The sequence below is a fragment of the Pseudoalteromonas sp. PPB1 genome (assembly GCF_015356275.1).
Taxonomy (GTDB): Bacteria; Pseudomonadota; Gammaproteobacteria; order Enterobacterales; family Alteromonadaceae; genus Pseudoalteromonas; species Pseudoalteromonas rubra_D.
This window is the reverse complement of the sequence record NZ_JACEQV010000042.1, coordinates 1-25,207: the sequence shown is the minus strand read 5'-3', so window position 1 is coordinate 25,207 and position 25,207 is coordinate 1. Positions and strand designations below refer to the sequence as shown.

22 protein-coding genes, 2 tRNA genes and 1 pseudogene are annotated in these 25,207 nt (G+C 47.6%); 16 read left to right on the top strand and 9 right to left on the bottom strand.

The window, feature by feature from the left end:
- Positions 1-270: pseudogene (locus IY568_RS24985) on the top strand (hypothetical protein); the annotation flags it as partial.
- 126 nt (positions 271-396) lie between these two features.
- Positions 397-1,569 carry a DUF1343 domain-containing protein gene (locus IY568_RS23605; RefSeq protein WP_323744779.1) on the top strand — a complete coding sequence of 391 codons (1,173 nt, stop codon included), beginning with the start codon at positions 397-399 and terminating at the stop codon, positions 1,567-1,569.
- A 7-nt stretch (positions 1,570-1,576) separates the two neighbouring features.
- Here the strand turns inward: IY568_RS23605 and IY568_RS23600 are convergent, their stop codons facing one another.
- Positions 1,577-2,425 (bottom strand): MurR/RpiR family transcriptional regulator, encoded by an 849-nt coding sequence (locus IY568_RS23600; protein ID WP_125563629.1) that lies wholly within the window; start codon positions 2,423-2,425, stop codon positions 1,577-1,579.
- A 230-nt stretch (positions 2,426-2,655) separates the two neighbouring features.
- On the opposite strand from IY568_RS23600, the gene IY568_RS23595 reads away from it, so the two are divergent.
- Entirely contained in the window at positions 2,656-4,032 is a 1,377-nt protein-coding gene (locus tag IY568_RS23595; protein ID WP_194868869.1) for a Na+/H+ antiporter NhaC family protein, read from the top strand.
- A 39-nt stretch (positions 4,033-4,071) separates the two neighbouring features.
- Here the strand turns inward: IY568_RS23595 and IY568_RS23590 are convergent, their stop codons facing one another.
- The 3 genes from IY568_RS23590 to IY568_RS23580 all read right to left on the bottom strand — a co-directional run bounded on the left by IY568_RS23590 (position 4,072) and on the right by IY568_RS23580 (position 5,940).
- Complete coding sequence (locus tag IY568_RS23590) at positions 4,072-4,674, bottom strand: hypothetical protein (protein WP_194868868.1); 603 nt, start codon at positions 4,672-4,674, stop codon at positions 4,072-4,074.
- Positions 4,667-5,221: an RNA polymerase sigma factor gene (locus tag IY568_RS23585; RefSeq protein WP_194868867.1), complete on the bottom strand. Its 555-nt coding sequence runs from the start codon at positions 5,219-5,221 to the stop codon at positions 4,667-4,669. The genes IY568_RS23590 and IY568_RS23585 overlap by 8 nt, the downstream gene beginning before the upstream one ends.
- Positions 5,222-5,292: 71 nt before the next feature.
- Positions 5,293-5,940 (bottom strand): energy transducer TonB, encoded by a 648-nt coding sequence (locus IY568_RS23580; RefSeq protein ID WP_194868866.1) that lies wholly within the window; start codon positions 5,938-5,940, stop codon positions 5,293-5,295.
- A 200-nt stretch (positions 5,941-6,140) separates the two neighbouring features.
- Between IY568_RS23580 and IY568_RS23575 the strand changes: the two genes are divergently transcribed.
- Positions 6,141-6,647: a DUF3087 domain-containing protein gene (locus IY568_RS23575; protein WP_138538677.1), complete on the top strand. Its 507-nt coding sequence runs from the start codon at positions 6,141-6,143 to the stop codon at positions 6,645-6,647.
- A 58-nt stretch (positions 6,648-6,705) separates the two neighbouring features.
- Here IY568_RS23575 and IY568_RS23570 read toward each other — a convergent pair whose 3' ends face one another.
- Genes IY568_RS23570 through IY568_RS23560 form a run of 3 tightly spaced genes read right to left on the bottom strand, consistent with a single transcriptional unit; the run spans position 6,706 to position 9,960 of the window.
- Positions 6,706-8,265 (bottom strand): sensor domain-containing diguanylate cyclase, encoded by a 1,560-nt coding sequence (locus tag IY568_RS23570; protein WP_171045084.1) that lies wholly within the window; start codon positions 8,263-8,265, stop codon positions 6,706-6,708.
- A complete protein-coding gene (locus tag IY568_RS23565) occupies positions 8,255-8,731 on the bottom strand; it encodes a hypothetical protein (protein WP_194868865.1) in 477 nt (158 codons plus the stop codon). Before IY568_RS23565 ends, IY568_RS23570 begins: the two co-directional genes overlap by 11 nt.
- Entirely contained in the window at positions 8,731-9,960 is a 1,230-nt protein-coding gene (locus IY568_RS23560; RefSeq protein ID WP_194868864.1) for a hypothetical protein, read from the bottom strand. Before IY568_RS23560 ends, IY568_RS23565 begins: the two co-directional genes overlap by 1 nt.
- A 363-nt stretch (positions 9,961-10,323) precedes the next feature.
- On the opposite strand from IY568_RS23560, the gene IY568_RS23555 reads away from it, so the two are divergent.
- The 6 genes from IY568_RS23555 to csrA all read left to right on the top strand — a co-directional run bounded on the left by IY568_RS23555 (position 10,324) and on the right by csrA (position 16,517).
- Entirely contained in the window at positions 10,324-10,956 is a 633-nt protein-coding gene (locus tag IY568_RS23555) for a GTP cyclohydrolase II (protein ID WP_010386843.1), read from the top strand.
- Between the two features lie 151 nt (positions 10,957-11,107).
- Positions 11,108-11,902, top strand: a complete 795-nt coding sequence (locus IY568_RS23550; protein ID WP_125563611.1) for a BPSS1780 family membrane protein — start codon at positions 11,108-11,110, stop codon at positions 11,900-11,902.
- Positions 11,902-12,369 carry a regulatory protein RecX gene (locus IY568_RS23545; RefSeq protein WP_125563609.1) on the top strand — a complete coding sequence of 156 codons (468 nt, stop codon included), beginning with the start codon at positions 11,902-11,904 and terminating at the stop codon, positions 12,367-12,369. The genes IY568_RS23550 and IY568_RS23545 overlap by 1 nt, the downstream gene beginning before the upstream one ends.
- A gap of 38 nt (positions 12,370-12,407) precedes the next feature.
- Positions 12,408-15,011 (top strand): alanine--tRNA ligase, encoded by a 2,604-nt coding sequence (gene alaS, locus IY568_RS23540; RefSeq protein ID WP_194868863.1) that lies wholly within the window; start codon positions 12,408-12,410, stop codon positions 15,009-15,011.
- A gap of 3 nt (positions 15,012-15,014) precedes the next feature.
- Positions 15,015-16,235 carry an aspartate kinase gene (locus IY568_RS23535; RefSeq protein WP_138538674.1) on the top strand — a complete coding sequence of 407 codons (1,221 nt, stop codon included), beginning with the start codon at positions 15,015-15,017 and terminating at the stop codon, positions 16,233-16,235.
- 90 nt (positions 16,236-16,325) lie between these two features.
- On the top strand, positions 16,326-16,517 hold the full coding sequence (csrA, locus tag IY568_RS23530) for a carbon storage regulator CsrA (RefSeq protein ID WP_010386837.1): 192 nt from the start codon (positions 16,326-16,328) through the stop codon (positions 16,515-16,517).
- A 48-nt stretch (positions 16,518-16,565) separates the two neighbouring features.
- Here the strand turns inward: csrA and IY568_RS23525 are convergent, their stop codons facing one another.
- The gene (locus IY568_RS23525) at positions 16,566-17,042 is read right to left on the bottom strand and encodes a YcxB family protein (protein ID WP_125563603.1); all 477 of its coding nucleotides are present in this window, start codon (positions 17,040-17,042) and stop codon (positions 16,566-16,568) included.
- Positions 17,043-17,471: 429 nt separating this feature from the next.
- On the opposite strand from IY568_RS23525, the gene IY568_RS23520 reads away from it, so the two are divergent.
- From IY568_RS23520 to IY568_RS23505, 4 genes are all read left to right on the top strand, one after another.
- A complete protein-coding gene (locus IY568_RS23520; protein ID WP_194868862.1) occupies positions 17,472-17,735 on the top strand; it encodes an OadG family protein in 264 nt (87 codons plus the stop codon).
- A gap of 15 nt (positions 17,736-17,750) precedes the next feature.
- Positions 17,751-19,526, top strand: a complete 1,776-nt coding sequence (gene oadA, locus IY568_RS23515; RefSeq protein ID WP_194868861.1) for a sodium-extruding oxaloacetate decarboxylase subunit alpha — start codon at positions 17,751-17,753, stop codon at positions 19,524-19,526.
- Positions 19,527-19,536: 10 nt separating this feature from the next.
- A complete protein-coding gene (locus tag IY568_RS23510) occupies positions 19,537-20,670 on the top strand; it encodes a sodium ion-translocating decarboxylase subunit beta (RefSeq protein ID WP_010386833.1) in 1,134 nt (377 codons plus the stop codon).
- A 142-nt stretch (positions 20,671-20,812) separates the two neighbouring features.
- Positions 20,813-20,992: a hypothetical protein gene (locus IY568_RS23505; protein ID WP_125563597.1), complete on the top strand. Its 180-nt coding sequence runs from the start codon at positions 20,813-20,815 to the stop codon at positions 20,990-20,992.
- A 45-nt stretch (positions 20,993-21,037) separates the two neighbouring features.
- Here IY568_RS23505 and IY568_RS23500 read toward each other — a convergent pair whose 3' ends face one another.
- Positions 21,038-23,956 carry a hybrid sensor histidine kinase/response regulator gene (locus IY568_RS23500; protein ID WP_194868860.1) on the bottom strand — a complete coding sequence of 973 codons (2,919 nt, stop codon included), beginning with the start codon at positions 23,954-23,956 and terminating at the stop codon, positions 21,038-21,040.
- Between the two features lie 250 nt (positions 23,957-24,206).
- On the opposite strand from IY568_RS23500, the gene IY568_RS23495 reads away from it, so the two are divergent.
- Positions 24,207-24,282, top strand: a tRNA-Phe gene (locus IY568_RS23495).
- Between the two features lie 264 nt (positions 24,283-24,546).
- Positions 24,547-24,622, top strand: a tRNA-Phe gene (locus IY568_RS23490).
- Positions 24,623-25,207 lie beyond the last annotated feature (585 nt).

The following is a 25,207-nucleotide window of genomic DNA, read 5'->3' as shown; positions in this document are numbered from 1 at the left end:
TTTGCGCAATCTAAGTTTAACCACCCTATGATTGAGCTGACCATTGCTAAGGCATACATCAGACAAAATAACCCGGCAGGGGCAAAATCCAGCCTGCTACGAGCGCAAAAAACGTACCCTGATGATGGCTACGAACCAGGCGGTCGGAGGTTCACTCTCCAAAAAAAGACGTCCCGCCGTCCGCCACTTCTACTTTGTAGAAGTGAGCAATCAACCGACGAAAGTCGTTTTTTGTGTCTGTATTTTGGGATAATGGTTTCAGCTGGATAGAGTACCTGACTACAAACCCGGCAGTTGAGGCCGAATTTGTAGGATTTCTTCCGTCGTAAATATTTGCAAAGGTGAGCCATCGCACCGCACAATCTCGATACCGTTTGCTTTCCCCTGAGGACTTTTGTGCGCCAGACTATCTATGCTTTTCTGATGCTGATGATTGCCATCAGTGTGCTCCTTTGCTCATTTCAAACACGGGCGATTACGGTTGCTGCCGAGCGCGGTGATCAGTATCTGCCAATGCTGAAAGGCAAACGGGTGGGTCTGGTGGTGAATCAAAGTGCCCGAGTATATGATCAACACTTACTGGATTATCTGACAGACAACCAGGTGAATGTGGTCCGGATCTTTGCGCCAGAGCATGGATTTCGGGGCAACAAAGGAGTAGGTGTTTACATCACGGATGGTAAAGACACAAAAACAGGTGTGCCTATCGTCTCCTTGTACGGTACGAATAAGAAGCCAAAGCCAGCACAGTTGGCAGATATTGATGTTTTAGTATTTGATATTCAGGATGTGGGTGTACGCTTTTACACCTATCTCAGCACATTGTTTCTAACGATGGAGGCCGCGCAGCAAAATGGTGTCAGCTTTCTGGTGCTGGACCGACCTAATCCGAATATCGCTTATGTTGATGGTCCGGTTCTGGATGAGCGCTTCCGCTCTTTTGTCGGTATGCTGCCTGTGCCTGTATTGCATGGTATGACGTTGGGTGAGTTAGCTTTGATGAGTGTAGGGGAAGAGTGGCTAGATGGTGGTGCAAAGCTTGATCTGACGGTTATCCCGGTTGCCAGTTACAGTGCAAAAGATGACTATACGTTACCTATTGCACCTAGTCCTAACCTGCCGAATCAACGTGCTATTTATTTGTACCCTTCATTATGCTTATTTGAGGCCACGCGCGTCTCAGTAGGTCGAGGCAGTGATTTTCCGTTTCAGGTGTTTGGTCATGATCAGGTCCCGCTCGGGGCCTTGGCATTCTCGCCACGGTCTATACCCGGTGCAGCCATGCACCCTAAGTTAAAAGGTAAAACCGTTTATGCAAGAGATTTACGGCAATCTCAACAACGCGGCCTGTCATTAGACTGGCTAGTGCAGGCACACAGTGCATTTGAGCTGTATCCTGAGGCGTTGATTAACTCACCGAGCTTCTTTGACAAACTAGCAGGAACCGATGTCATCCGTCTGGCACTGACACAAGGTCTGAAAGCACATCAGATAGAAGCAATCTGGGCGCAGGAAGTACAGGCGTTTAAGACACGCCGCCTGCCTTACCTGCTTTATGAGCGGGAATAAAACGATCTCAGTCGTTAAAAATCGCGCGCATATTATCATTTGCCCGCTCAACCCGGCGTTGCCAGTGCAAGTTTGACTGAGCCAAGGCAACAAAGAGCGTATCAATGAGGTAGCATTGGGATGCCCGGGTGAGTATGGCGCTGTGATTAATCGGCTCAGCCTCTTGTACGGTAAACAAGACATGCTCCGCCATCTCACTGAGCTGAGAGTCGCCATAACGCGTGATAGCAAATACGCGACACTCATTGCGCTTTGCCTGTTCGGCCAGTTTAAGAAGTGCTTTTGTCTGGCCTGAATTGCTGATCACAACTAGCAGATCCTCTTTGCCCATCGACGCAACATAGCTGGCTGCATTAAATTCATCGCTGTGACACACCGCAGAAATGCCTACTTTTTGTAGTTTAAAGGCAAAATCTTGCGCAACAGACCAGGATGCACCTTTGGCGCAGATCAGCACTTTGCGCGCCGCTTTTAAGGCCTGCACCGTGCGCTCAAATTCTGAGCCATTATTGAGTTTCTGAGTTGCACTCAGCGTTTTGTGTTGATTGGCGATGAGCTTTTCGCTGATATCAGCCAACGAATCGCTTTGCTCAAACTGTGTCGAGCGGGATGTCTGCTCGGAAGTTTGCTCATTCAGTGCATCCACAACCGCGAGTTTGAAAGCCGGAAAACCCCGGTACCCCAATTTTTGTGCAAACTTTACGACACTGGACTGACTAACGCCGGCTGCCTTGGCCAGTTCAATGGACGATAAGGTACGGATCTGGGTCCCCGAACTAAGGGTAAAGTCGGCGAGTTTTGCCTCACTTTGTGAGAGAGTTGGCCTTAATGCCTTTATTTTAATAAAAGTAGACATGCGCTTCACTTGGTAACCTGTACTAACAGAGATGTCCATATTATAGGTTCAAAGTGAACAATGTAATAGATCAGAAAGATATATTATTGCGCTTTTTAATCTGGTTGGTCCCTAAAAAAGTTCTTTTTGTTGCGTTTGTAAATTCAGCTGCGAAAAGCTTGGTTTTTTCCTCTCAACTAATTAAGCTAACGGGTTTACAGCCTGATCTAATAATTAGTAATAGGGAACCTATGTCCTGGTATTCGATTTTACCGCCTTTGATAGCTATTGCCGTGGTGTTTTGGCGCAAAGAGGTCATTGTGGCGCTGATCCTGGCGTTGATCTCTTCAGAATTTCTACTCGCGCTAAACGGTGGTGGTAACGCGCTATTTTCCACCTTTATTAATAGTATTGAGCGTATTGTGAGCGTTGCTACCTCTCCCGGCAACAGTCGAATTTTACTGTTTAGTATCGTGATTGGTGCGCTACTGGCTTATATCAGAGAATCAGGTGGCGTCGGTGCGACAGTGAATAAACTGCTGAATATTGGCGTTGCAAAAAATAAGCGCCAGGTTGGCCTGTTGACCATGTTCACGGGGATGGCGGTATTTATTGAGTCAAACATGAGTGTGCTGACCTCAGGGATCGTATCCCGGGGCTTGTTTGACAAATTTAAAATGAGTCGCGCACGTTTGGCGTATATTATCGACAGCACCAGTGCACCTGTGTGTATTCTTATTCTGCTTAACGGCTGGGGCGCGTATGTGCTGGGTCTGTTAAGTAATTATGAGCTGGAGCAATCGGCGGTCAGTATTTTGTGGGGCAGTGTGGCATTTAATTTTTATGCCATCATTGCTTTGTTGATAGTGTTTTACACCATAGTGTTTGACAAAGTACATGGCCCAATGAAAGTGGCAGAACACGCGCTGGCAAAGCAAGACCAGGAAATTGACAAAGGTCCGGCTGCCAGTAAAGCGCGCTTTATGTTAGTGCCTCTGGCGACGCTTATCGTCAGTATGCTGGGTTTTATGTTGTGGACAGGTGGGGGTGAACTGGCTCAAGGCAGTGGCTCTAAATCGGTTTTGTATGCCACAGTGCTGGCAACGGCGGTAGCCTACTTACTGCTGCTCAAAGCTCGCCACTTTACGCATCAGCAACTGGTTGATGTAGGCTTCAAAGGTATGGGAGAACTGCTGCCTTTAGTGAGTATCGTATTGTTGTCACTGACGCTGGGTGCCAGCTTAAAAGAGTTGGGTACTGGGGTGTTTGTCGCGTCGTTAGTAGGTGATTACTTACCCGTTTACTTTATTGTACCAGTGCTGTTTTTAACAGGGGCTGTGATGTCTTTTACGACAGGAACATCCTGGGGCACCTTTGCCATTCTTATCCCGATAGGGGTGCCATTGATCCAAACTTTGGGACTGCCTCCATCGCTGGTTGTCGGCGCGATACTCAGTGGCGGGATTTTTGGTGATCACTGCTCGCCGATTTCAGATACCAGCGCTGTGTCAGCATTGGCATCTGGCTGCGATCTGCTGACTCACGTAAAAACGCAACTTCCTTATGCGATGGTCGGTGGCGTGCTGGCACTGATCAGCTTCTTCGTCGCCAGTATCGTAATGATTTAAGAATCGCCTTTCGCCAGCCTTGTTCTAAGGCTGGCGAGCTTAAGGGCAGGCATACACTTTGCCCGGTACCGCTGTGATGGTCGTTAAATGACCATCCGTGTTCTTATCCAATGCTAACATTTGACCCGGTGATATGCCTGACAACTCAGTGTCGTCTCGTAGTGCTGCGAGCACTGAATGTTTAATTTCCAAAAGCGTTTTGTTGCGGCAGTCGGCAACAAACCAGGTATTGGCGTCACTGTGCACCAGTCGTCCATAAAAGCGTTGTTCGCTCAGTTGTTGATGCTGCTGTTTAAATTGCTTATCTAAGTTCTGTTTTTGTGCTCGAAGCTGAGTAACGTAGTGACCCTGTTCGACACTATGGGTTTCAACCTGTTCATAATCATCAAAACTCAAGGCGTACAAAGCTTGTACTGATTGCTGGCCGTGTTCCTGAGATAGCATTACTGTGGCCAGCATTATGAGTGCTCCGCATGCTAAAACCCATTGGCCCCTTTGCCACCAGCTGATCTGTTTCGCTGTGGTATTAGCTGCGCGACAAACTTGCTTGAGCTGGCGCTGCTCAAGTGCCGTAGGTCTGTGCTGCTGTTTTGCGTGGAGATAGGCCTGTTTAAGCCGATCTTCCTGCGATTTGTCACTCATCATCGTCTCCTAATGCGTGCTTAAGCGCCGTGCGGGCATAACGAAGGCGCGTTTTAATGGTTTCCTGTGGGGCGTCAGTGATACTGGCGATTTGTTGCAATGAAAAACCTTCCAGTTGCAGGCTTATGGCTTCTCTTTGCTGTAGTGGTAGTAATAAAATTGCATCGTACAAGGATTGATGGGACCGTACAGTGCGCTCCTTTGGAACAGACAGCTGCTGTTCCGGGTGTTCCATATAGGTAAGCCGGTTTTGTTTACGCAATTCGTCGATCAGTGCGTTCCGGGCCAGCTTGAATAAAAAGGCTTTCGGTGCCTGGCTGGTGTGATAGGCCTGACGTTTTTCAACGACGGTTAGCCAGATTTTTTGGCACACGTCTTTGGCCAGTTCGCTGTCACTTTGGGTCAGCAAAAAGTGATATAAATCGTGGTTATACTTGTCTATCGCCAGTTCCAGATACTTGTTGTCTCCGCTCAATTTAAACTCATATAAAGGGTCGGCAGGCTCGGGTTCGTTTGCCGACAGCCAGTTTTTCAAAGCAAGTAGCATAGGCAGGTCCTTGTTTTTATTGTCTGTGCCTGGTTGCACCAGGTAAATAAACCCGGTGCCCAGTCTAGATATTAATTCTGGTTGAGCTTGAACTCCAGCACGACTTTTTGTCCGGGCTGTCGCTGGGGCTGACCGTTCACCACTTGAGGGCGGTATTTCCAGCGCTTTAAGGCTTTTAATGCCTCACGGTTGAACACACGTTTGGGTTCAGCATTGGCGACTCTAGCGTCGACTACTTCGCCTGTTTCAGAAATTGTAAAGTGCAGCTCAACCCACCCTTGCGTACCATCACGTGCAGCGACAGTCGGGTAACGAGGCTCAATTCTGACGATGGGCGTTGCCTGCATATCTGTTGGTTTCATCGATGAGCCCATTTGTATAGGGCCTGTTTCGACAACTGGCGCACTGCCAAGCCCGTTTAACGCCACGGTTGGCGTTTCTGCATTTACCGTTGGCTTAGGCGGGGCTTTTGGCACAGGTTTAGGCGGAGGGGGCAGTTTTTGGATTGTCTCAACAGGTGTATCTTGCTTTACTTCGGGAAGAAAAACGGGTGTATAGGTAATGGGGGCCTGTTTAAACTCAAGATCCTGACTGATTAAGTGCTGCATAAAAGCAAAGGCAGCAAAGGTGACGCCGCAGGCGCCCAAAAACGACAGTAATACCTTGTTCAGGGTCTGGTAAGGGCGAGGCGATTGTTCTGCTAGAAATTGACCGTTCATAAGCATGCTCCTTGATGATTTATCAGTAAAACGGTACTGAGGTCAAAAAGGGGTGAACTAGTTAGCGATTTTTTTTCCGATTACGTTAGAATGCGCAAAATAACTGAACAGACCTACCTGATTATCTGGTCATCATAACAGGCCAAGCAGGGCGTAACAGCCTAGCCTGCGTGATAGTTTTACAGTATGTGGGAGAAAAGATGCAACTACTGGATATAGATAAAACACGTTACAGGAAACACCTGAACATAGTGATCGCAGCCTGCATTGCGGCCCTGGTCGCTGGCAGCTTAGGGTTTGCCCGGATTTTGATTGTGGCTTTTCCGGATCCGGATGGGAGTCACTTCCATTGGAACCTGACTGGGGTTGTGCTGACGTGTGTGATAATCGCTGCGGTACTCAAACAGGTGCAGTATCACCCGTTCATGTATGAAGTGAACTATGTCTGGCAGCTCAAACAGGCGCTGAATAAGGTTACCCGAAAAATGGCCAAAGTTAAGGTGGCCGCACAGCAGGGTGATGTCGATGCCATGCTTGCCATGCACTTTAGTTACAGTGGTTCGCGTCAATTATGGCAGCTTGACGATAATACGTTGACGATGGAAGAGCTGGGCATCTGGCAGGCAGAGCTCGATGCGCTGACCAAGCAATATCAGGTAACACTGGATTTGGCCCGGTACGATTCGGCTTTGTTAGATAAGTTCTGAGGGCTATTCAATAAGAAGGGTGGCTCAGTCAGAGTAATGCTGAGCCATGCAACTGTGCTCAATTGGAATAAAAGGTAAAGTTATTCCTGGAGGTCTTTTTAATGCTGTACATTGCGACGTCAGCACATTCCACCAGGCCTTTTAGATTTTCTGCATGCTGAGGGAAGTGCGCAATACCGATACTGGCACCCACCACCAGCTCGGTCTGTCCTTCACGATGTTCAAATGGCATAGGCTGATTGATTGCTTCGAGCAGTGCCTGAGCAAGACGAGTAAGCTCTTGTTGTGTTATATCCAGCCGGGCAACCAAAAATTCATCTCCCCCCCAGCGGCAAACCAGGTCTGTGGTGCCCATCGTGTTAGATAATTGACTTGCTACGTGCTTGAGCAGCGCATCTCCAGCATTGTGACCATACACGTCGTTGATTGGTTTAAACTTGTCTAAGTCTATGAGCAGCAGGCTAAATGTACATTGATTGTCTATCCAGTCGAGTAGCATGAGCTCTGCACCGTAGCGATTATACAGTCCAGTGAGGCTGTCCCTTTGCGCGCGCTTGTTGAGCTGGTTGAGCATGGTCTTACGCAGAGTAATGTCGGCAAGGAACACCTGAAAATACCATTTTCCGTCGCTCAGTGTGTTGAGTACAATAATGCTCAACCATACGGTGGTTTGAGTCAGTGGGTTTATGAATTCAAATTCAGACTGCATCACTTGTTTTTGTTTGATGCTGTTTTCAGTGAAGGTGTAAAGAATATCCGGGGTTTTACAGTACAGTCCCAGATTCTCCGGAAATCGTTCATCTATGTCTACGCCCATACCAACGAGCAGATCTTTTGCTGCATCGTTGATCAACAAAATATCTCCTTCATCTTTAACCAGTAAGGTGGGCGAAGATGACTGCTCGAACATCAACCGAAAGCGTTTTTCCAGCTCCACCACTTCTGCTCTGAGGTTGCGCTCTTGCTCGAATAGCACCTCGGCTTTGTCCAGTAGGGTATTGATCCCGAGTTCAATACGACCTATCTCGTTATGATGGGCGTGCTTGTCTATTTTTAGGCGCTGAGCACTGCCTGGAAGGATCTTTGCTAATTGTTTGCCGAGGTGATTCAAGGGTCGGGTGACTTGCCAATAAACTAGGGTCGTCAGTAAGATTATGATAGGCAGGATCACGACCAACATGGTTCTGACGCCGCCCAGCGCGATATTTTGCGCATTCTGTTCAATAATTTGGGTGTTTGGTGCGATATGTATTAGGCCAATGTGCTCTGACAGAAAAAACGGATTGACCAGTTTGATCTGAATACTGCCCGGACCGCTGTGTAAGATGCTCTTGGCCAGTAAAGTATCTTTACTGACGAGCGCAGCTGATAAAATAATATCGTTGCTCACCAGCCCGTTAACGACTTCTGTGGCCAAATCTTTGTCTTCAAGGTAAGCGGCGATAGATGCTGTAGACGACACCGTTTTTCCTATTTGCATAACTGTGTCGCTGGCCCGTGCCAGCTCTTCATCAAACACGTGCCGATAATAGAGCTTTGCGTAGATCACACTGAAAAGCAGCGTCACCAGACTCAGTAAAAGGGTTAGCCGTGTGATCAAACTGTGTTTATTGAACAAAACGATACACCACTTTGACGTCCTCAGTAACCGCAGTTGCGGGCACATAACCAATTGCATCGGGCGTAGATGCGACTTCTTCAAGTATAGCGTCGATTGATTGATATGCTTGTGGGAAAGAGGCCTTACCACTAAATTTTACCTGTGACCAGTATGCATTTATCTGATTAATAGGGCGCCCTGTTAATGATGTCAGAAAAATAGTGCGTAAAGGATGCCCTTGTTCATAGTCCAGGACGTTAGCCAAGGTGCCGTCCGGGAAGGCGGTATATTTGCCCATATAGAGATCGACCAGCTGGTGCTGGGAAATCTGCTGATTAGGGTTGTCCTTGTGCACAATTACCACCAGAGGGTCGTTCGCGTCAGTGGTAAAACAAATGAACAGCGACAGGCTCAAGGCCATTCTGAATAATTTTTTCAGCCCTGTCAGGGTATGCTGAATGCTTGATAGTACTTGCAGCCGCATCAGAACACCCAATTCAGACTGAGTCCAAGTGACTGAAAATATCTGTCATGATCTCCAGACGACAAGTTCTTGTGGAGGTAAAAGGCCGATGGTAAGTGGTTGGCCTGGGTGTGATCAAGTTGGATTTTCGCTGCCAGCGTGGAGGTTAGATCGCGTCGCCAGCTTAACGACCAGGTATGTTGATCTATCAGGTAAAAATTGGTGTGACGGATCACACCATGATAGAGCGCATCGAGCAGAGGTGTCGTCAGCAAAGGCCCCGGATCAACACGGTTGTTAGATTTTGCAGCACTGAGAGTTAGTAACCAAGTGTCGTTGTCCAGGTGCGTGCCGACACTGATGTATCCGGCTTTTAAATGATTGAGCACCTCAGAGTTTGAGTCGATATAGGCGAGCTCACTTTGTAAAATCCAATGGCTGTCGTCGTAGTGGGCTCCGAGTGTAAAGTAATTAAACCGTTTGCCTTTAATTTGCAAGGATTCAATCAATGCCTGGCGTGTAGGCCAGACAGCGTTTGGTATTTGTTGTAAAGCGCTGAGCAATTGAATCTGTTGCTCATTAGTGTTACCAGCCTGAGTGGTGGTGAAATTGCTGCGCAGCAGCCAATTTTGGGTTTGCAACGACAGGCCCATGCCATATATAGATTTCAGCTCAACATCCCAGATGAAATCTTCGTCACTGATTATCGGTGCATTTGAACGTCCGGCGAACACTTTGTAAGTCAGGACACTTTGTTCGAGTGGATAGGTATAAGTGACATCAATGCCATCCAGGCTTTGATGTGGTACAACCGCGTAAAACTCAGTGGGGGGGTGACCATAATTAAACGCAAAGCCAATATCTCGGTACTCAGTCATCATATAGAGATCGAGTCCGGTACGACCAATGCGAAATTGCCAGTTAGGTGTCAGGGTGTAGCGAGCAAAAGCCATTTGAATAAGGTAATCAAGCTTGTACTCTTTGCGTTCTTTGAGCACGGTTTGCGCCACCCACTGCAGTTGCGAAGACGATTGCCACTCGAACTGTAAGCCAATGGAGGAGTTGGCAAAGCTGGGCTCACCTAAATAGCTGGCGTCGGGTTGCGAGATCACATGTCGGATCCCGGCTGTTTGGGAGTTACTGATGTTGATATCTAATGTGGCAAAGCCATCCACTTTTAGCTGATCTGCTTGCGTAGGTAGCGCAAGGCACCAGATCAGGGATAAAAACATCACAATTTTCGAGCGCATCAGTTACCATTAAGATATTATTTCAGTAGAAAATGCACTAGTGCGAGTGGCACCGGGCAGTTCTGATATCAAACCTGCTTAATTAAGTAGCCAATCATACAATGAGGAAACCTCGGCGATAATGCTGCAAAAAATTGCTATTCATTTGTTCTAAATGAGAAATTTTTAATCCATTAGCGCCTGAGCTATGCTCTCGAGTTGGTTGCAAATTAACCTAGTCTGATATTAATAGCCTAGCGGTGTTCGGTGTATTTGCCAGTATTTAGTCTGAGGACTTGTAACTGGGTGGCTTAGCCACCATATAGTCTGTTACAGTATTTTTTGTGATATTATCACATTTTTGCAATTAGGTATTTTGTAGTCGTGGCACAAGTAAGAGCAAGAGTTGAGCTGAATGTTGGGCAGCGTAGTCATATCCCCGCAGAAATCGTCTCATTTGAAGGGTTACAGGACGGCCAGGAACACGTTGCCCTGGTGTTTAATCGTGCCGATAGCGAGCAGTCAGTGCCGCTGATTAGAATGCATTCTGAATGTTTAACGGGTGACGTATTCCACTCGTCACGGTGTGATTGTGGTGAACAACTGAATGAGAGTATTGAAGCGATGCATCAGCAGGGGGGGGTGCTTTTATATCTCCGTCAGGAGGGCAGAGGGATTGGGCTATATAATAAGATCGACGCATACGTGCTCCAGTCTCAGGGCATGAATACCTATGAAGCGAATAACCACCTTGGGTTTGATGATGACTTGCGTGACTTTTCGGATGCGGTACTGATGTTGCAGGCACTTGGCCTGGATCACGTTCGGCTGATGACCAATAATCCCCGTAAGCTTAACGCGCTCAGAGATGCCGGGATTGAGGTTGAGGAAGTGGTGGGCACGCATGCACATGTTAAAGTGGGCGTGGCCGGAAATAAAAATTACCTCGAGACCAAAGTAAAACATGGCTCGCACATGTTAGACATTAAAAAGATCAAAAAGCCAGACGAAATCTAGGTCGTAGGCAACACGCTGGTCAGTTGGTTTTGTCGATTGACCAGTATCGACTCAGATGTTGTAGGTAACGAGTTGAAAATTCCCCCATCTGACCTTTTAAGTCCTTCCTTGACCCAGTATAATCGGTCTGTTTCACAATGAATTGATGAATATGCCAACAGAATTTAAAACGTTTACCGCAGGGTTTGGCTTGCAGTGGCTTAAAGCCGGGTGGATTATTTTCAAGTCCCAACCTTTTACCTTTGTCATGATGTACCTGCTCATGGTTGTAGTGAGCCTGGTGCCTTTCGTCTTTCCGCCATTACAGCTCGTGGCTGTACTGGCGTCGCCTTTTTTGACCGCGGGATTTTATCTGGCAGTGGTGAAAAAACAACAGGGTGAAGCGATTACCTTGGCCGACATTTTAGTGCCCTTTTCAACTAAAGGCCGGCGCCTGAATTTGTTTCGCTTTGGTTTGTACCAAATGGGTATTGCGCTGTTACTGAGTGCTTTGCTGGGCGTCTTATTTGGTCCTGCACTGGAAGTATTACAAAGCGTGAATGAACAGAGTGATGAAGCGCAAGTGTTGGCGCAAGTCATTGCACAGGTTACCTTTGCGGACATTGCGATTTTTGTTGTTATACAATCGCTGGCGATGATGGCCTTTGCCTATGCGCTACCCTTAGTATTTTTCCGTGATGAACCCCGTATTATTCAGGCGATGAAGCAGTCTTTGTTGGTGTTTTATCACAACATGGCACCTCTGACAGTATTTGGGCTTTTGGTAGCGCTGTTAATGCTGCTTTCTATCCCTATGTCGTTGGTCCCGCTATTGGTGGTGATGCCCATTGCATACATTGGGTTTTTTGTCTCGTTTCAGGCCATCATGTCTGTCTCTGAGCCGCCTGCATCAAGTGACGATACGCCACCGCAGCAGCAACAGCAAAGTGGCCGGTTTGACGCCTGATGGATCAACATGAGCATGAGAAAAAGCTGAAGAACTATGCGCTTTGGCTTTTGTCCAGGCAGGAGTATTCGCGTCAGCTAATTGCTCAGAAGTTACGGGCAAAAGAGGCTGAAGAGGCGTATATCACACGTTTACTTGACTGGCTTGAGTCGCTTGGTTACCTGGATGACAAGCGCTATTGCGCCAGTTTCTTGTCGCAGCAAGTGGCCAAGGGACTAGGTGAAAAACGTGTTATGATGGATGCGCAGCGCAAAGGTGTCGACAAATCATATTTACAACACTTAATAGAAGAACAAGAAGTCGACTGGTTTAGCGTGGCGTTGCGTGCCTACGAGAAAAAGTACAGCCGGTCGACAATTCAATTGGATTATAAAGAGAAGTCAAAACGAATTCGCTACATGATGTCGCGCGGATTTCGTTATGACGAAATAGATTATGCTATCGAGGCACACTCACACGGTGAGTAATGCCTGTTACTACAGCAGCAATAAAGGGTAATGAGCACATGCAGCAGATGACGACCGCACAGATAAGGCAGAGCTTTCTTGACTACTTTGCCAAACAACAACACCAGGTGGTGCCTTCAAGTTCACTGATCCCGGGAAATGACGCTACGTTGTTATTTACCAATGCCGGTATGGTGCAGTTTAAAGATGTTTTTCTGGGCGGTGAAAAGCGTCCTTACAATCGGGCGACTAGTTCACAGCGCTGTGTGCGTGCCGGGGGTAAACATAATGACCTGGAAAATGTTGGCTATACCGCGCGTCACCACACCTTTTTCGAAATGCTGGGCAACTTTAGCTTTGGTGATTACTTCAAGAAAGATGCGATTCGCTTTGCCTGGGAATTTCTGACTGAAGAAATCAAACTACCCAAAGATAAACTTCTGGTCACTGTTTATCACAATGACGAAGAAGCCTATGACATTTGGTCAAAAGAGATGGGTGTTCCGGAAGATAAAATCATACGCATTGATACCTCGGATAACTTCTGGTCGATGGGTGATACCGGTCCATGTGGCCCTTGTTCAGAAATATTCTTTGACCATGGTGAAGAGATCTGGGGTGGACCGCCGGGGTCGCCAGAAGAAGACGGTGATCGTTTCATCGAAATCTGGAACCTGGTCTTTATGCAATACAACCGTCATGCCGATGGCACCATGGAGCCGCTACCTAAGCAATCTGTCGACACCGGCATGGGTCTTGAGCGTATTTCAGCGATCATGCAAGGTGTGCATTCAAACTATGAAATTGATTTGTTCCAGGCGTTGATTGCGGCAGCTGCAAAAGTAACGGGTGCACAGGATCTTGAAGATAAATCATTACGCGTTATCGCGGACCATATCCGGTCTTGTGCATTTTTGATTGCTGATGGTGTGATGCCATCCAACGAAGGGCGTGGTTATGTGCTGCGTCGTATCATTCGTCGCGCAGTTCGCCACGGTAATAAATTAGGCGCGAAGGGCGCATTCTTCCATCAGCTGGTGAGCGCATTGAGTGAGCAAATGGGTGAAGCTTATCCTGAGCTGGTTAAACAAGGTGCCATCATCGAGAAGGTACTGCGTATTGAAGAAGAGCAGTTTGGTAAGACACTAGACCGCGGTCTGGCTATCCTGGAAGAGCACCTGGCTTCATTAGAAGGCGATGTGATCCCAGGTGATGTGGTGTTCAAATTGTACGATACCTATGGTTTCCCGGCAGATTTGACAGCAGATGTGGCGCGTGAACGCTTTATGACCATCGATGAACGTGGCTTTAAAGAGTGCATGGAAACTCAGCGTAAGATGGCTCAGCAGGCGGGTAAGTTTGGTGCCGATTACAACGAACAGCTGAAATCTGAGAAGTCATCCGACTTTAAAGGCTACGATGCGACACATTATACCGGTACTGTGGTGGAGCTGTTCAAAGAAGGCCAGTCTGTTTCTGTGCTTGAAGAAGGTGACAACGGCATTGTGGTGTTGGACCGCACACCGTTTTACGCTGAGTCAGGTGGTCAGGTCGGTGATACCGGTAGCCTGAAAGTCGCGGCCGGCGAGTTCGTAGTAACAGATACGCAAAAGCTTGGCAATGCCATTGCCCATCATGGTCGTGTTACAGGTCGTATTGGTGTTAATGATAAGGCCGATGCTCAGGTTGATGCTGCACGTCGTGAAGACATCAAGAAAAACCACACGGCAACGCACATTTTGCACGAAGCACTGCGTCAGGCATTAGGCGAACATGTTGCACAGAAAGGCTCATTGGTCATGGCTGATAAGCTGCGCTTTGACTTTTCACACTTCGAAGGGGTCAACAAAGCGCAATTGCGTGAGATTGAGGATGCTGTCAACGCACAGATCCGTACTAACTTCGCGCTGAATACCGAGTTAATGGACATAGACGCGGCGAAAGAGAAGGGCGCCATGGCGCTGTTTGGTGAGAAGTACGACGATGAAGTACGTGTCGTGTCGATTGGTGACTACTCTATTGAGCTGTGCGGTGGTACACACGTGTCTCGTGCTGGTGATATTGGTTTGTTCAAGATTGTCTCAGAAGGCGGTATTGCTGCGGGTGTGCGTCGTATCGAAGCCGTAACGGGTGCTGAAGCTATTGCTTATGTTGCTAATCAGGAACAAACGCTAGCAGAAATTGCAGCTTTGGTGAAAGGCGACAACAGCAGTGCGCTGGACAAAGTAGCAGCCCTGATTGAAAAAGCCAAAGGTTTAGAAAAGCAGGTGTCTCAGCTGAACGATAAGCTGGCAAGTGCCGCTGGAGCGTCCTTACTTGAATCTGCAACGGACATCAATGGCATTAAAGTGTTGGTTGCTAACGTAGCAGGTACTGAGTCTAAAGCGTTACGTGGCATGGTCGATGACCTGAAAAACAAGATGGGCTCAGGGGTTATCGCTCTGGGTGTGGCAAATGGTGACAAAGTTAGCCTGATCGCTGGTGTCACTAAAGATTTGGTTGGACGTGTGAAAGCCGGTGACCTGGTGAATCATATGGCTGCACAGGTAGGTGGCAAGGGCGGTGGCCGTCCTGATATGGCCCAGGCTGGCGGTTCAGAGCCACAAAATCTGGATGCTGCATTGGCCAGTGTTTCAGCGTGGCTGGCCGAGAAAACTCAGTAACACGTGGCACTGATCGTTCAAAAATTTGGTGGCACTTCGGTAGGCTCGGTTGAGCGTATCGAAGCTGTCGCTGACCTGGTGGTCAAGACCCGACAAGCTGGTCATCAAGTAGTGGTTGTGTTGTCAGCCATGTCAGGTGAAACCAATCGTCTGATTAATCTGGCCAGACAGATAGACACGCAACCCAGCCCCAGAGAACTCGATGTCCTGCTGACCACCGGTGAGCAGGTATCTATCGCTTTACTGGCAATGGCCATTATTAAACGGGGCCATTCCGCCATCAGTTTACTGGCCGATCAAGTCGGTATTGTCACAGACAATATGTTTGGTCGTGCCCGTATTGCTGATATAGATACTTCACGTTTACGTCAAGAGCTGCAACAGCACCACATTAGTATCATTGCCGGTTTTCAGGGCCGTGACCTTGAAGGTAATATCACGACTTTAGGGCGTGGCGGGACGGATACCAGCGCTGTTGAAATTGCCGCTGCGTTGGGGGCTGATGAGTGTCAGATTTACACCGATGTAGACGGTGTTTATACCTGTGATCCCCGGATTGAACCAAAAGCGCGTCGTATGACTCGGGTTACATTCGAGGAAATGCTGGAGCTTGCAAGCCTGGGGGCTAAGGTGTTGCAGATCCGCTCTGTCGAAGCGGCCGGGCGTTATACCCTACCATTACGTGTTTTATCTACCTTTAAACCAGATGCCGGGACCTTGATAACTTACGAGGAAAGCCCCATGAATAAGAAAGTGGTATCGGGGATTGCACATCAAAAAGATGAATGTCTGCTGATGGTTAAACAGGCATCCGACAGTCCCACAACCCTGGCTAAAATCTTGTCACTTCTAGGTGAATATGCGATAGAAGTCGACATGATCAGTCAAATGAATCAACATACTGGCAAAATAGACTATGCTTTAACTGTGCACAGCAATGATCATCTGCAGGCGCTGGATTTGCTCAGGACGCATCAGCACACGTTTGGCGCAGTTGAAATCGTCAGTAACACTGCGGTTGTAAAAATCTCAGCGGTAGGGGTGGGTTTAAAGTCGCACTCTGCTAATGTCGGCACATTCTTTTCGGCGCTGGCGGCAGAGAATATTTCACCTTTGTTAGTTGCAACCTCGGAAATAAAGATTTCAGTATTAATCGATGAGCGATACCTTGAGTTGGCTGTACGTGCTCTGCATGACGCTTTTAAACTGGAAAGTGACGATTAGGCAATAATTTTGCTTACTTTTACGGAAACTTTTCATTAAAATGACCAAGACGCGGAATCTTTTAAATTTTGGAATAACAGGAGCAAGAGAATGCTAATTCTAACTCGCCGTGTAGGCGAAACTCTAATGATAGGTGATGAAGTAACTGTAACCGTATTAGGTGTTAAAGGAAATCAAGTTCGTATTGGCGTTAACGCCCCTAAAGATGTTTCTGTACACCGTGAAGAGATCTACATGCGTATTCAGGCTGAAAAGTCTAACCCGACTACGGGTAATATGTAATACCTGATTCCCGGACAACAGCCCGGTAGAATTCGAAAAGGTAGCCACTCAGTCGTGGCTATTTTTTTTGCTCAAAATAAACTCTAAGGCTTCCGCGGAGAGGGCTTTTTTAGAGATGTACTGGTTTGTACCCGCACGCACCAGCACCACGCCCAGTTGGGTTTCTGCTACCTTATTCACTTCTGACCAGAGGATCTGATAGGACTTATACGGATTGGTCGCCGTGATCCCCTGTGTATCAATTTGTAGCGTTATTTTACTGCCACTGGCCCGCGTCACCATTTGTCTTGCTACCCACCAAGGGCGTCGATAGTAATGTGCAATACACTCTAAAACGGCAAGTAAAATCAAAAAGTTGCCTAGATAGGCGTTGTCCAGGCCGTAGATAGCGACACAGCCTAAAATAAATAAAAATGCCACCAGGGCATATTTGGGTTTGCTGACATTGCTGTAAGGCAAAGATTGATCAAAACACTCACGAAAGTAATCTTTATCCAGCGTAAACTCGCAGTGAAACACACACATAACTCCAGTTATTTCATCTCTCCATTATACCCCGAAATAATCGACTTGCGCAGGCTTTACGTAAACTGCAGATCGCTGCTTACAGCATTTGTTAACATGTCTCAAAAACTTACTTTTGGTCATACCAATTGTATGTTTCTGTTGAAGGGAAGTCTGAGGGTGAATGTTTTTTATGCCACTTGCCTATTCTCACCAGGTATCTTGACTATTTTTCATATTTATTTGGCTGTTTTCATTAAATTTTCATTTGGAATATCGTAACAGTTTGAAATTTAGTATGAATTCTTATTGGTAATACCAATTTACACGCTGGTTTACAAAGCAGTCGGTTTTGTTATGATGGTTGCATAATTATCTATAAATTGTGGCTATCTATTGTATCTGCATGATGTCACGCAAAAAAATGTTAACAACAAGGGGAGAGCAGAGATGGACATAACCGCCTTACTGGCTCAGGCAGCCAGCTTAATGCTGACCGGCATGGTCGGGGTGTTTGTATTCTTGTCTATTTTGATTGTTGCGGTGAAAGGGTTATCTAAATTTGCCGCGCCAAAAGAAGCGCAAACACAGCCCAGCTCAAGGGCAACTAAATCGCAGGCTTCAGACGCAGGAAAAATACCAGGCGAGCACCTGGCCGCCATTAGCGCAGCGATTTCGCAATACCGTAACCAGCACTTCCAATCAGAAAAATAATTCAAGGGGTCACTTATGTCACAGCTCAAACTTACAGAATTGGTGCTACGCGACGCACATCAGTCCTTACTGGCCACACGTATGCGCCTGGAAGATATGTTGCCCATTGCTGAGCAATTGGATCAGGTCGGGTATTGGTCAGTTGAATCCTGGGGCGGGGCGACTTTTGATGCCTGTATTCGTTACCTGGGTGAAGATCCCTGGTATCGGATCCGCGCCCTGAAAGAAGCGATGCCAAACACCAAGCAACAGATGCTGTTGAGGGGACAAAACCTGCTGGGTTATCGCCATTACGCTGATGATGTGGTCGAAAAATTTGTTGAGCGTGCCCATCACAACGGTGTTGACGTGTTCCGTATCTTCGACGCCATGAACGATGTGCGTAATCTGGAAACAGCTATCCGTGCTGCGATCAAAGTTGGTGCACATGCACAGGGCACTATCTCGTATACGGTCAGTCCGGTACATACTCTGGACATGTGGTTAGCGCAGGCAAAACAACTTGAACAAATGGGATGTCATTCAATTTGTATCAAAGACATGGCAGGGTTACTGAAACCTTATGACGCAGAAGTTCTGATCCGTGAATTGAAGAATACGGTGTCTGTGCCGATTGCTATGCAATGCCACGCTACGACAGGCCTGAGCACAGCGACCTACCAAAAAGCGGTGGATGCAGGCATTGATATGCTGGATACCGCGATCTCTTCCATGAGTATGACCTATGGTCACAGTGCCACCGAAACTTTAGTGTCTATTGTCGAGGGGACTGAGCGAGATACCGGGCTGGATTTATTGCAGCTTGAGGAGATAGCAGCTTATTTCCGTGATGTCCGTAAAAAGTATGCAGCCTTTGAGGGCAGTCTTAAAGGTGTAGATGGCCGTATTTTATCGGCACAAGTACCAGGTGGTATGTTGACCAATATGGAAAATCAGCTCAAAGAGCAAGGGGCTGATGACCGTTTAGATGAGGTACTTAAGGAGATCCCATCTGTGCGCCAGGATCTGGGCTACTTACCTTTGGTGACACCAACCTCTCAGATTGTTGGTACTCAGGCCGTTCTGAATGTGTTAACCGGAGAGCGTTACAAATCCATCACCAAAGAAACGGCGGGTGTACTTAAAGGTGAGTACGGGAAAACACCTGCGCCGGTTGACGCTGCGCTTCAACAACGCGTATTGGACGGTGCACAAGCCATCACATGTCGTCCTGCTGATTTGATAGAGCCAGAGCTGGCTGAGCTTGAGCGTGACTTAGTCGAAAAAGCCAAAGGTCTGGATCTTGCGCTGAGTGATGCGGTGATTGATGATGTGCTGACTTACGCCTTGTTCCCACAAGTTGGTCTTAAATTCCTACAAAATCGTGACAACCCGGCGGCATTTGAACCTAAACCTGAGTTGGTTCAACCAACTCAACCGACCCCTGCGCCCGTACAAGTGAGTAAACCTCAACAAGAGCGTTACAGTGTGCAAGTGGAAGGCAAGGTATATAACGTAGTGGTTGCCCCTGGCGGAGAGCTCAAAGAAGTTGAGGTTAAGGACAGCGAGCTGATGCCTCAGTCTGCCTCGATCAGCAGCGGTGAAACGCTGAACGCACCACTGGCAGGCAATATTTTTAAATTGCATGCCCGACAGGGTGATGTGGTCGAGCAGGGCGATCTGGTCTTGATCATGGAAGCAATGAAAATGGAGACCGAAGTGCGTGCCACGCATAGCGGTAAAATCGCCGATATCCTGGTTAACGAAGGAGATTCAGTGTCGGCTGGTGATGCCATCGTCGCACTGGCATAGGAGATTGGGTATGGATGGACTATTAAATCTATGGTCGGCCACCGGGCTGGCCAACATGACCTTACCTGCACTGGCCATGATTGCCGTCGGCTGTGGTTTGCTTTATCTGGCAATAGCAAAGCGATTTGAGCCGTTGTTATTGGTCCCGATTGGCTTTGGCGCAATCCTGACCAACATCCCGGTTGCGGGCCTGGCAGATCCGGGCGGCCTGCTGTATTACGTTTACTATATTGGGATCGACAGTGGTATTTTTCCGCTCTTGATCTTTATGGGGGTTGGTGCGCTCACGGACTTTAGTGCACTGATCGCGAACCCCAGAATGTTGCTGCTGGGTGCTGCTGCGCAGTTTGGTATTTTTGCGACCCTGTTTGGCGCGATATTACTTAACTACGTCCCCGGGTTTGAATTTACGTTGCAAGATGCTTCAGCGATAGCCATCATCGGGGGCGCGGATGGCCCAACTGCCATCTTCCTGGCATCCAGGCTTTCACCTGAGTTGCTGGGCGCCATTGCCGTAGCTGCCTACTCTTACATGGCGCTGGTACCGATCATTCAGCCACCGATTATGCGCTTACTGACCACCGAAGAAGAGCGTAATATTGCCATGCCTCAGCTAAGAGCAGTTTCAAAGCAGGAGAAAATTTTGTTTCCGCTCGGCGTGTTGACTCTGACCTTATTATTCCTGCCGGCTGCAACGCCGCTGGTTGGGATGTTTTGTCTGGGTAACTTAATGCGCGAATCTGGGGTGGTTGATCGCCTGAGTAACTCAGCCCAGAACGAAATTATCAATATCACGACGATTTTCCTGGGGTTAGCGGTGGGCTCTAAGCTGGCGGCAGATGAGTTTTTGACGGTCGAGACCATCGGGATCCTGGTGTTGGGGGCCGCAGCGTTTAGTATTGGCACGGCATCCGGGGTTTATATGGCCAAAGTGATGAATCGTTTTGCAGGTGATAGTCCAATCAATCCACTGGTTGGTGCAGCTGGGGTATCTGCGGTGCCCATGGCTGCCAGGGTCGTCAATAAAGTCGGTTTAGAAAGCAATCCACACAACTTTTTATTAATGCATGCTATGGGACCAAATGTCGCAGGGGTACTGGGAAGTGCCGTTGCTGCGGGTATCTTGCTTGCACTTGTCGGTTAGCACTCTCCAACCTGTTGCGCGAAGTACTGCTTCGCGCTTTTTTCTTTTTATATACTTGTTTCTTATTTGACAATAGCTGACACTTGGCAAACTCAGCACGGCTGTGGCATGGTATCGCTATCAACATAAGGAGCGCGTAGTAATGAATGTTTTGATTATTTTAGGGAGCCTGATTATTGCTTTGTTAGTCTTGATCCCACTTCTGGAAAAGTATCAAAGCCGAATGGGACTGGATAAGATGCAGAAGTACGCCAAGTATATATTGCCCCTGGTCATGGTCTCCATAGTGATCCGTCTAATCTACGGTATGGTCCAAGGGTAGAAGAGTGCGCTCAGCAGCTGCTTGCTTACTGAGCGCGATGCTGAATTAACCCGCTTGTGTCTGCAAGTAGCGTTGAATGAACTCAGTGGCCCGCTGATAGTGTGTTTCCAGGGCATCTCGTAAATGGATCAGGTCGTCACTGGTCAATTCCTCTCCTTTACAGCGCTGTTCAAACTCAGCGGCCATGTCAGCCACGCCGTGTGCACCAATGGTTTTAGATATGGACTTGAGCTGGTGACACGCTTCAATAATCTCTTCCTGGCTCATTGAGATCACAGCGCCATTGATGTCTCTGGCCAGTTCACTGCTTTGTTCCAGATACATGCGGAAAAAGCGCAGGCGTTTATTGGCGTCATGATTGACATATTTGTCCAGCTGCGCCAGATCAATCGGCTCATCAGGCTCTGTTTGCTGAGGCTCAGGAGCCTGTGCTGTTGCATCTGATTGTGTCTCAGGCTCAATCTCCTCGGGCTCCACCGTTTGTTGTGGTGCAGTCGGTTCGCTATGGGACAACGTTGGCTCAACCGGTGTTTGTGCCTGTGTCTCAGGTGTGCTTGGCTTTGCGTTGCCAGTTTGTTGTTGGCCTGAGTTGCCAATAGACTGTTGCCAGGTATCCAAAGTGGCTTCGAGTACATTGAGTTCAACAGGTTTGGTTATATAGTCATTCATACCGGCTGCGAGACAACGGTCACGCTCGCCTTTGAGTGCATTTGCGGTAATGGCAATAATGTACGGCTGAGCATTGATGTCTTCTGCTTGTTCTGCTTCCTCACGGATTTTGGCAACCATGTCATAGCCGGACATTTTAGGCATATGTAAATCGGTGAGAATAATGGGGTAATGGGCCTGTTGCCAGCGGGCCAGACCTTCCTCGCCATTTTCTGCAACTTCAACACCATAGCCAAGTAAATGTAATTGATCCGTCAACACCTGTTGGTTGAGGACATTATCTTCCACCAGCAGCACCAGTTTGTTGGCAGCTCTTGCGTCCTCGACATTCAGGTATTTGTTTAATGAACGTGATGGCTTGAGCTTTTTCGGCTTATGCAGACCCGCAGCGACTAAAATGGCGGTCATAAAGCTAGATTTACACAAAGGCGCAGCATTGAGATAGAAAATACGGTCGTGGTTTAAGGCCGGTTCATCCATTGTACTGAGTACAATGACTTGCTGGTTATTGTGTTCAATGGAGTAGAGCAGGTCGCGTAACTGACCATTGACTTTGTCCATGCCATCCAGACCGTCCAGAACCCAGATCACATCGCTGTCGTACTGATATTCGCTGAGTTCGTCAGCCTCTCTTAGTACGACTGTGTCGGCCCCCATGAAGGACAAGTAGCGGGCAACAATATTACGACGTGCCTGAGCATGGGTCAGCACCACCACTCTTTGGCTATTTAGAACGGCTTTGTTTGCGTAGGCTATCTGACCTTTTACACTAAACGGGAGTTCCACAACGAATTCACTGCCCATACCGATATCAGAGCTGACATGAATTGAGCCCAGCATGAGTTCAACCAGGCTTTTACAAATAGATAAGCCCAGACCCGTACCGCCGTATTCCCGAGTAATGGAGCCTTCTGCCTGAATGAAGGGGTTAAAAATTTCCCGCAGTTGTGCTTGTGTCATGCCCTTACCGTTATCTGTGACGGTAAAGCGCAGGGTGTAGTGCTCAGAAGTGTTTTGTGCGACTTCAACGGAGATTTTAACAAAGCCGCGTCTGGCATCATCGGTGGTTGTGAATTTAATGGCATTACTACATAGATTGTATAAAACCTGACGAACACGCACGGCATCACCAACCAGGTTGTTTGGAATATCCGGTGCAACAGCCAATTGCAGGTCTAATTTACGTTTTCTGGCCACAGAAGACAGCACTCGCGCCACCTCCTCAATGGTTTCAGCCACTGAAAAGACACTGTTGTCCATCTGCAGCTTACCGGCTTCAATTTTAGAAAAGTCGAGAATATCATCCAGTATGCCCAGCAATGAAAAAGCGGAATCACGAATAATGGTGGTCAGGCGGTGTTGCGCGCCGTCCAGTTCAGTCTGGCGTAATAGATCAATCGTACCAATGACACCATTCATTGGTGTTCTAATTTCATGGCTCATGGTGGCCAGGAACGTGGTTTTGGCTTCACTGGCACGCTCTGCATTCAGCGTGGCCTTTTCCAGTGCCAGGGTTCTGGCTTGTACTTCTGATTCTAAACTGGTTTGTAATTGCTTGAGCTCTCTTTGTGCTGCCTGGTTTCCCTGAATGATGTCACGGATCTGATTAATTAACTGATTAATGCCTACAGCGGTTTTCGATAGCCCAAAACTGAGTTTTTCAGTCACATGGATATCATAGGACTTTTGATCCAGCAGGTGTTGCAGTTCTTCATTGAGTTCTGTGAGGTCTTTACTGAGACGACCAATAATTTGGCGCTTGAGGAAAATACCAAAAGCGATTGTTAGTAGTAAAGCACACACAGCTAAGCTGATGCTGGTTACTGGCGAAGCGTTCGATACCGGTTGTTGGGGGGCGTATCTTAAAATGAGTTCACCGACAGGCAAATCATCTAACACGAGTGGCTGGTGAACGACAAACTCACCACCCTGATCGACCTTAGCTTGTCTTTTTATTGGCGCAATGCTCTGGTCATTGGTTTGATATACCAGGCTGGCTTGTCCAATGCCACTGTCACTATATAGATACAATTCTATGTCGGGGTTGCTGGCTTCAAATGCAGAAAGAATTTGTTTGGCATAGTTATAGCCCAGCTTCATCATGGTATTGGATAAAGGTGTTGAAATATCTTTTGCCAGCAGTACCAGGTCAGGTCGTTGGGTGGAGTCCGCTTGTTTCTGATCTACATCAGGCCAGGTAAAGGCCGCGGCAGCAGAAATGACTGCAATAATGATGGTAACGACAATAAATAGGGGTACAAAGCCCTTTATGTTCGTATTAGACGAGTTTTCCATTATATGATTCCGAACCCAACTTTTGTGCTATGTTTCTTTGTTGGTTGCAATCCTACCACCTATGCTGGATGAATTCTCCCCGTTTTTGCTCACTACAGCAGATAAAACGACGCCATAAAGTGCTTCGAAATACCAAATACAGAGGGAAATTTAAGCGATTAGACGGGTTTTGTCGGAATAGTGGTCAGTCGAACGCAGAGATTAAAAAAAAGTTGACTTAACAAGGCAAAACCCGTTTAATACGCCGCACGCCCAGATAGCTCAGTCGGTAGAGCAGAGGATTGAAAATCCTCGTGTCGGTGGTTCGATTCCGCCTCTGGGCACCAGTATTAAGGTGCGCCTGACTCAATCAGTTGGGTGAGATTAGACCGAAGCAACGCTTCGCAGCTAATCGAACGCGAGACAGGACGTCGAGCCGGAACGCTGCTTCAGGATGAATTATACAGCACAATATAACCAGTTTTAGCCCAGATAGCTCAGTTGGGCGAAACAAGACCGAAGCATCGCTTCGCAGCTTGTTGAGGTGGAGTCAGGACGACGACAGGCCACCGCTTCATGGACGAAAGAGTAGCACAATATAACCAGTTTTAGCCCAGATAGCTCAGTCGGTAGAGCAGAGGATTGAAAATCCTCGTGTCGGTGGTTCGATTCCGCCTCTGGGCACCATTATTCAAAAGCCTCGCATTAGCGGGGCTTTTTTGTTTTCGAACGCTGTTTGAATTGTGGCGGCGTAATCGAACACGCCTACGGGTGGTTCGATGATGAAGTACGTCCTTGTATTTCACCGCAAGCGGCCAGCTAAAGCTGTTCAAAGTGGTTCCGGACCACTTTGTCCGCCTCTGGGCACCATTATTCAAAAGCCTCGCACTAGCGTTTTTGCCTTTGTATGGACAACCATAGAAATTCGCAAGTTGTAAAAGTTAATTAAATAAAACATGCTTGAACGAGATAATATTGTGTAATTTTCCAACGATAGACTTCACTCATATAGCTGTATCTAAGATAGCATTACTTTGGTGAGATATTTCTTCGAAAAGTTGCGATCATGCAAAGGAAGAGAGGGTATCTGCTATAAGAGGGCGTGTTAATTGTCTTGTTATGCGAGCGTTAATTGCTTTCTTAATGTGTACTAGCTCAGACTTGACCTGACAGTTACCCGTTTTTCAATCGGTGATTGTCAGTCTAGATTTGGGCTAAATTCTTTTCAGCCCAGAGCGATTTCCCATCTAATAATGTTTCAAGTGGCGTTCT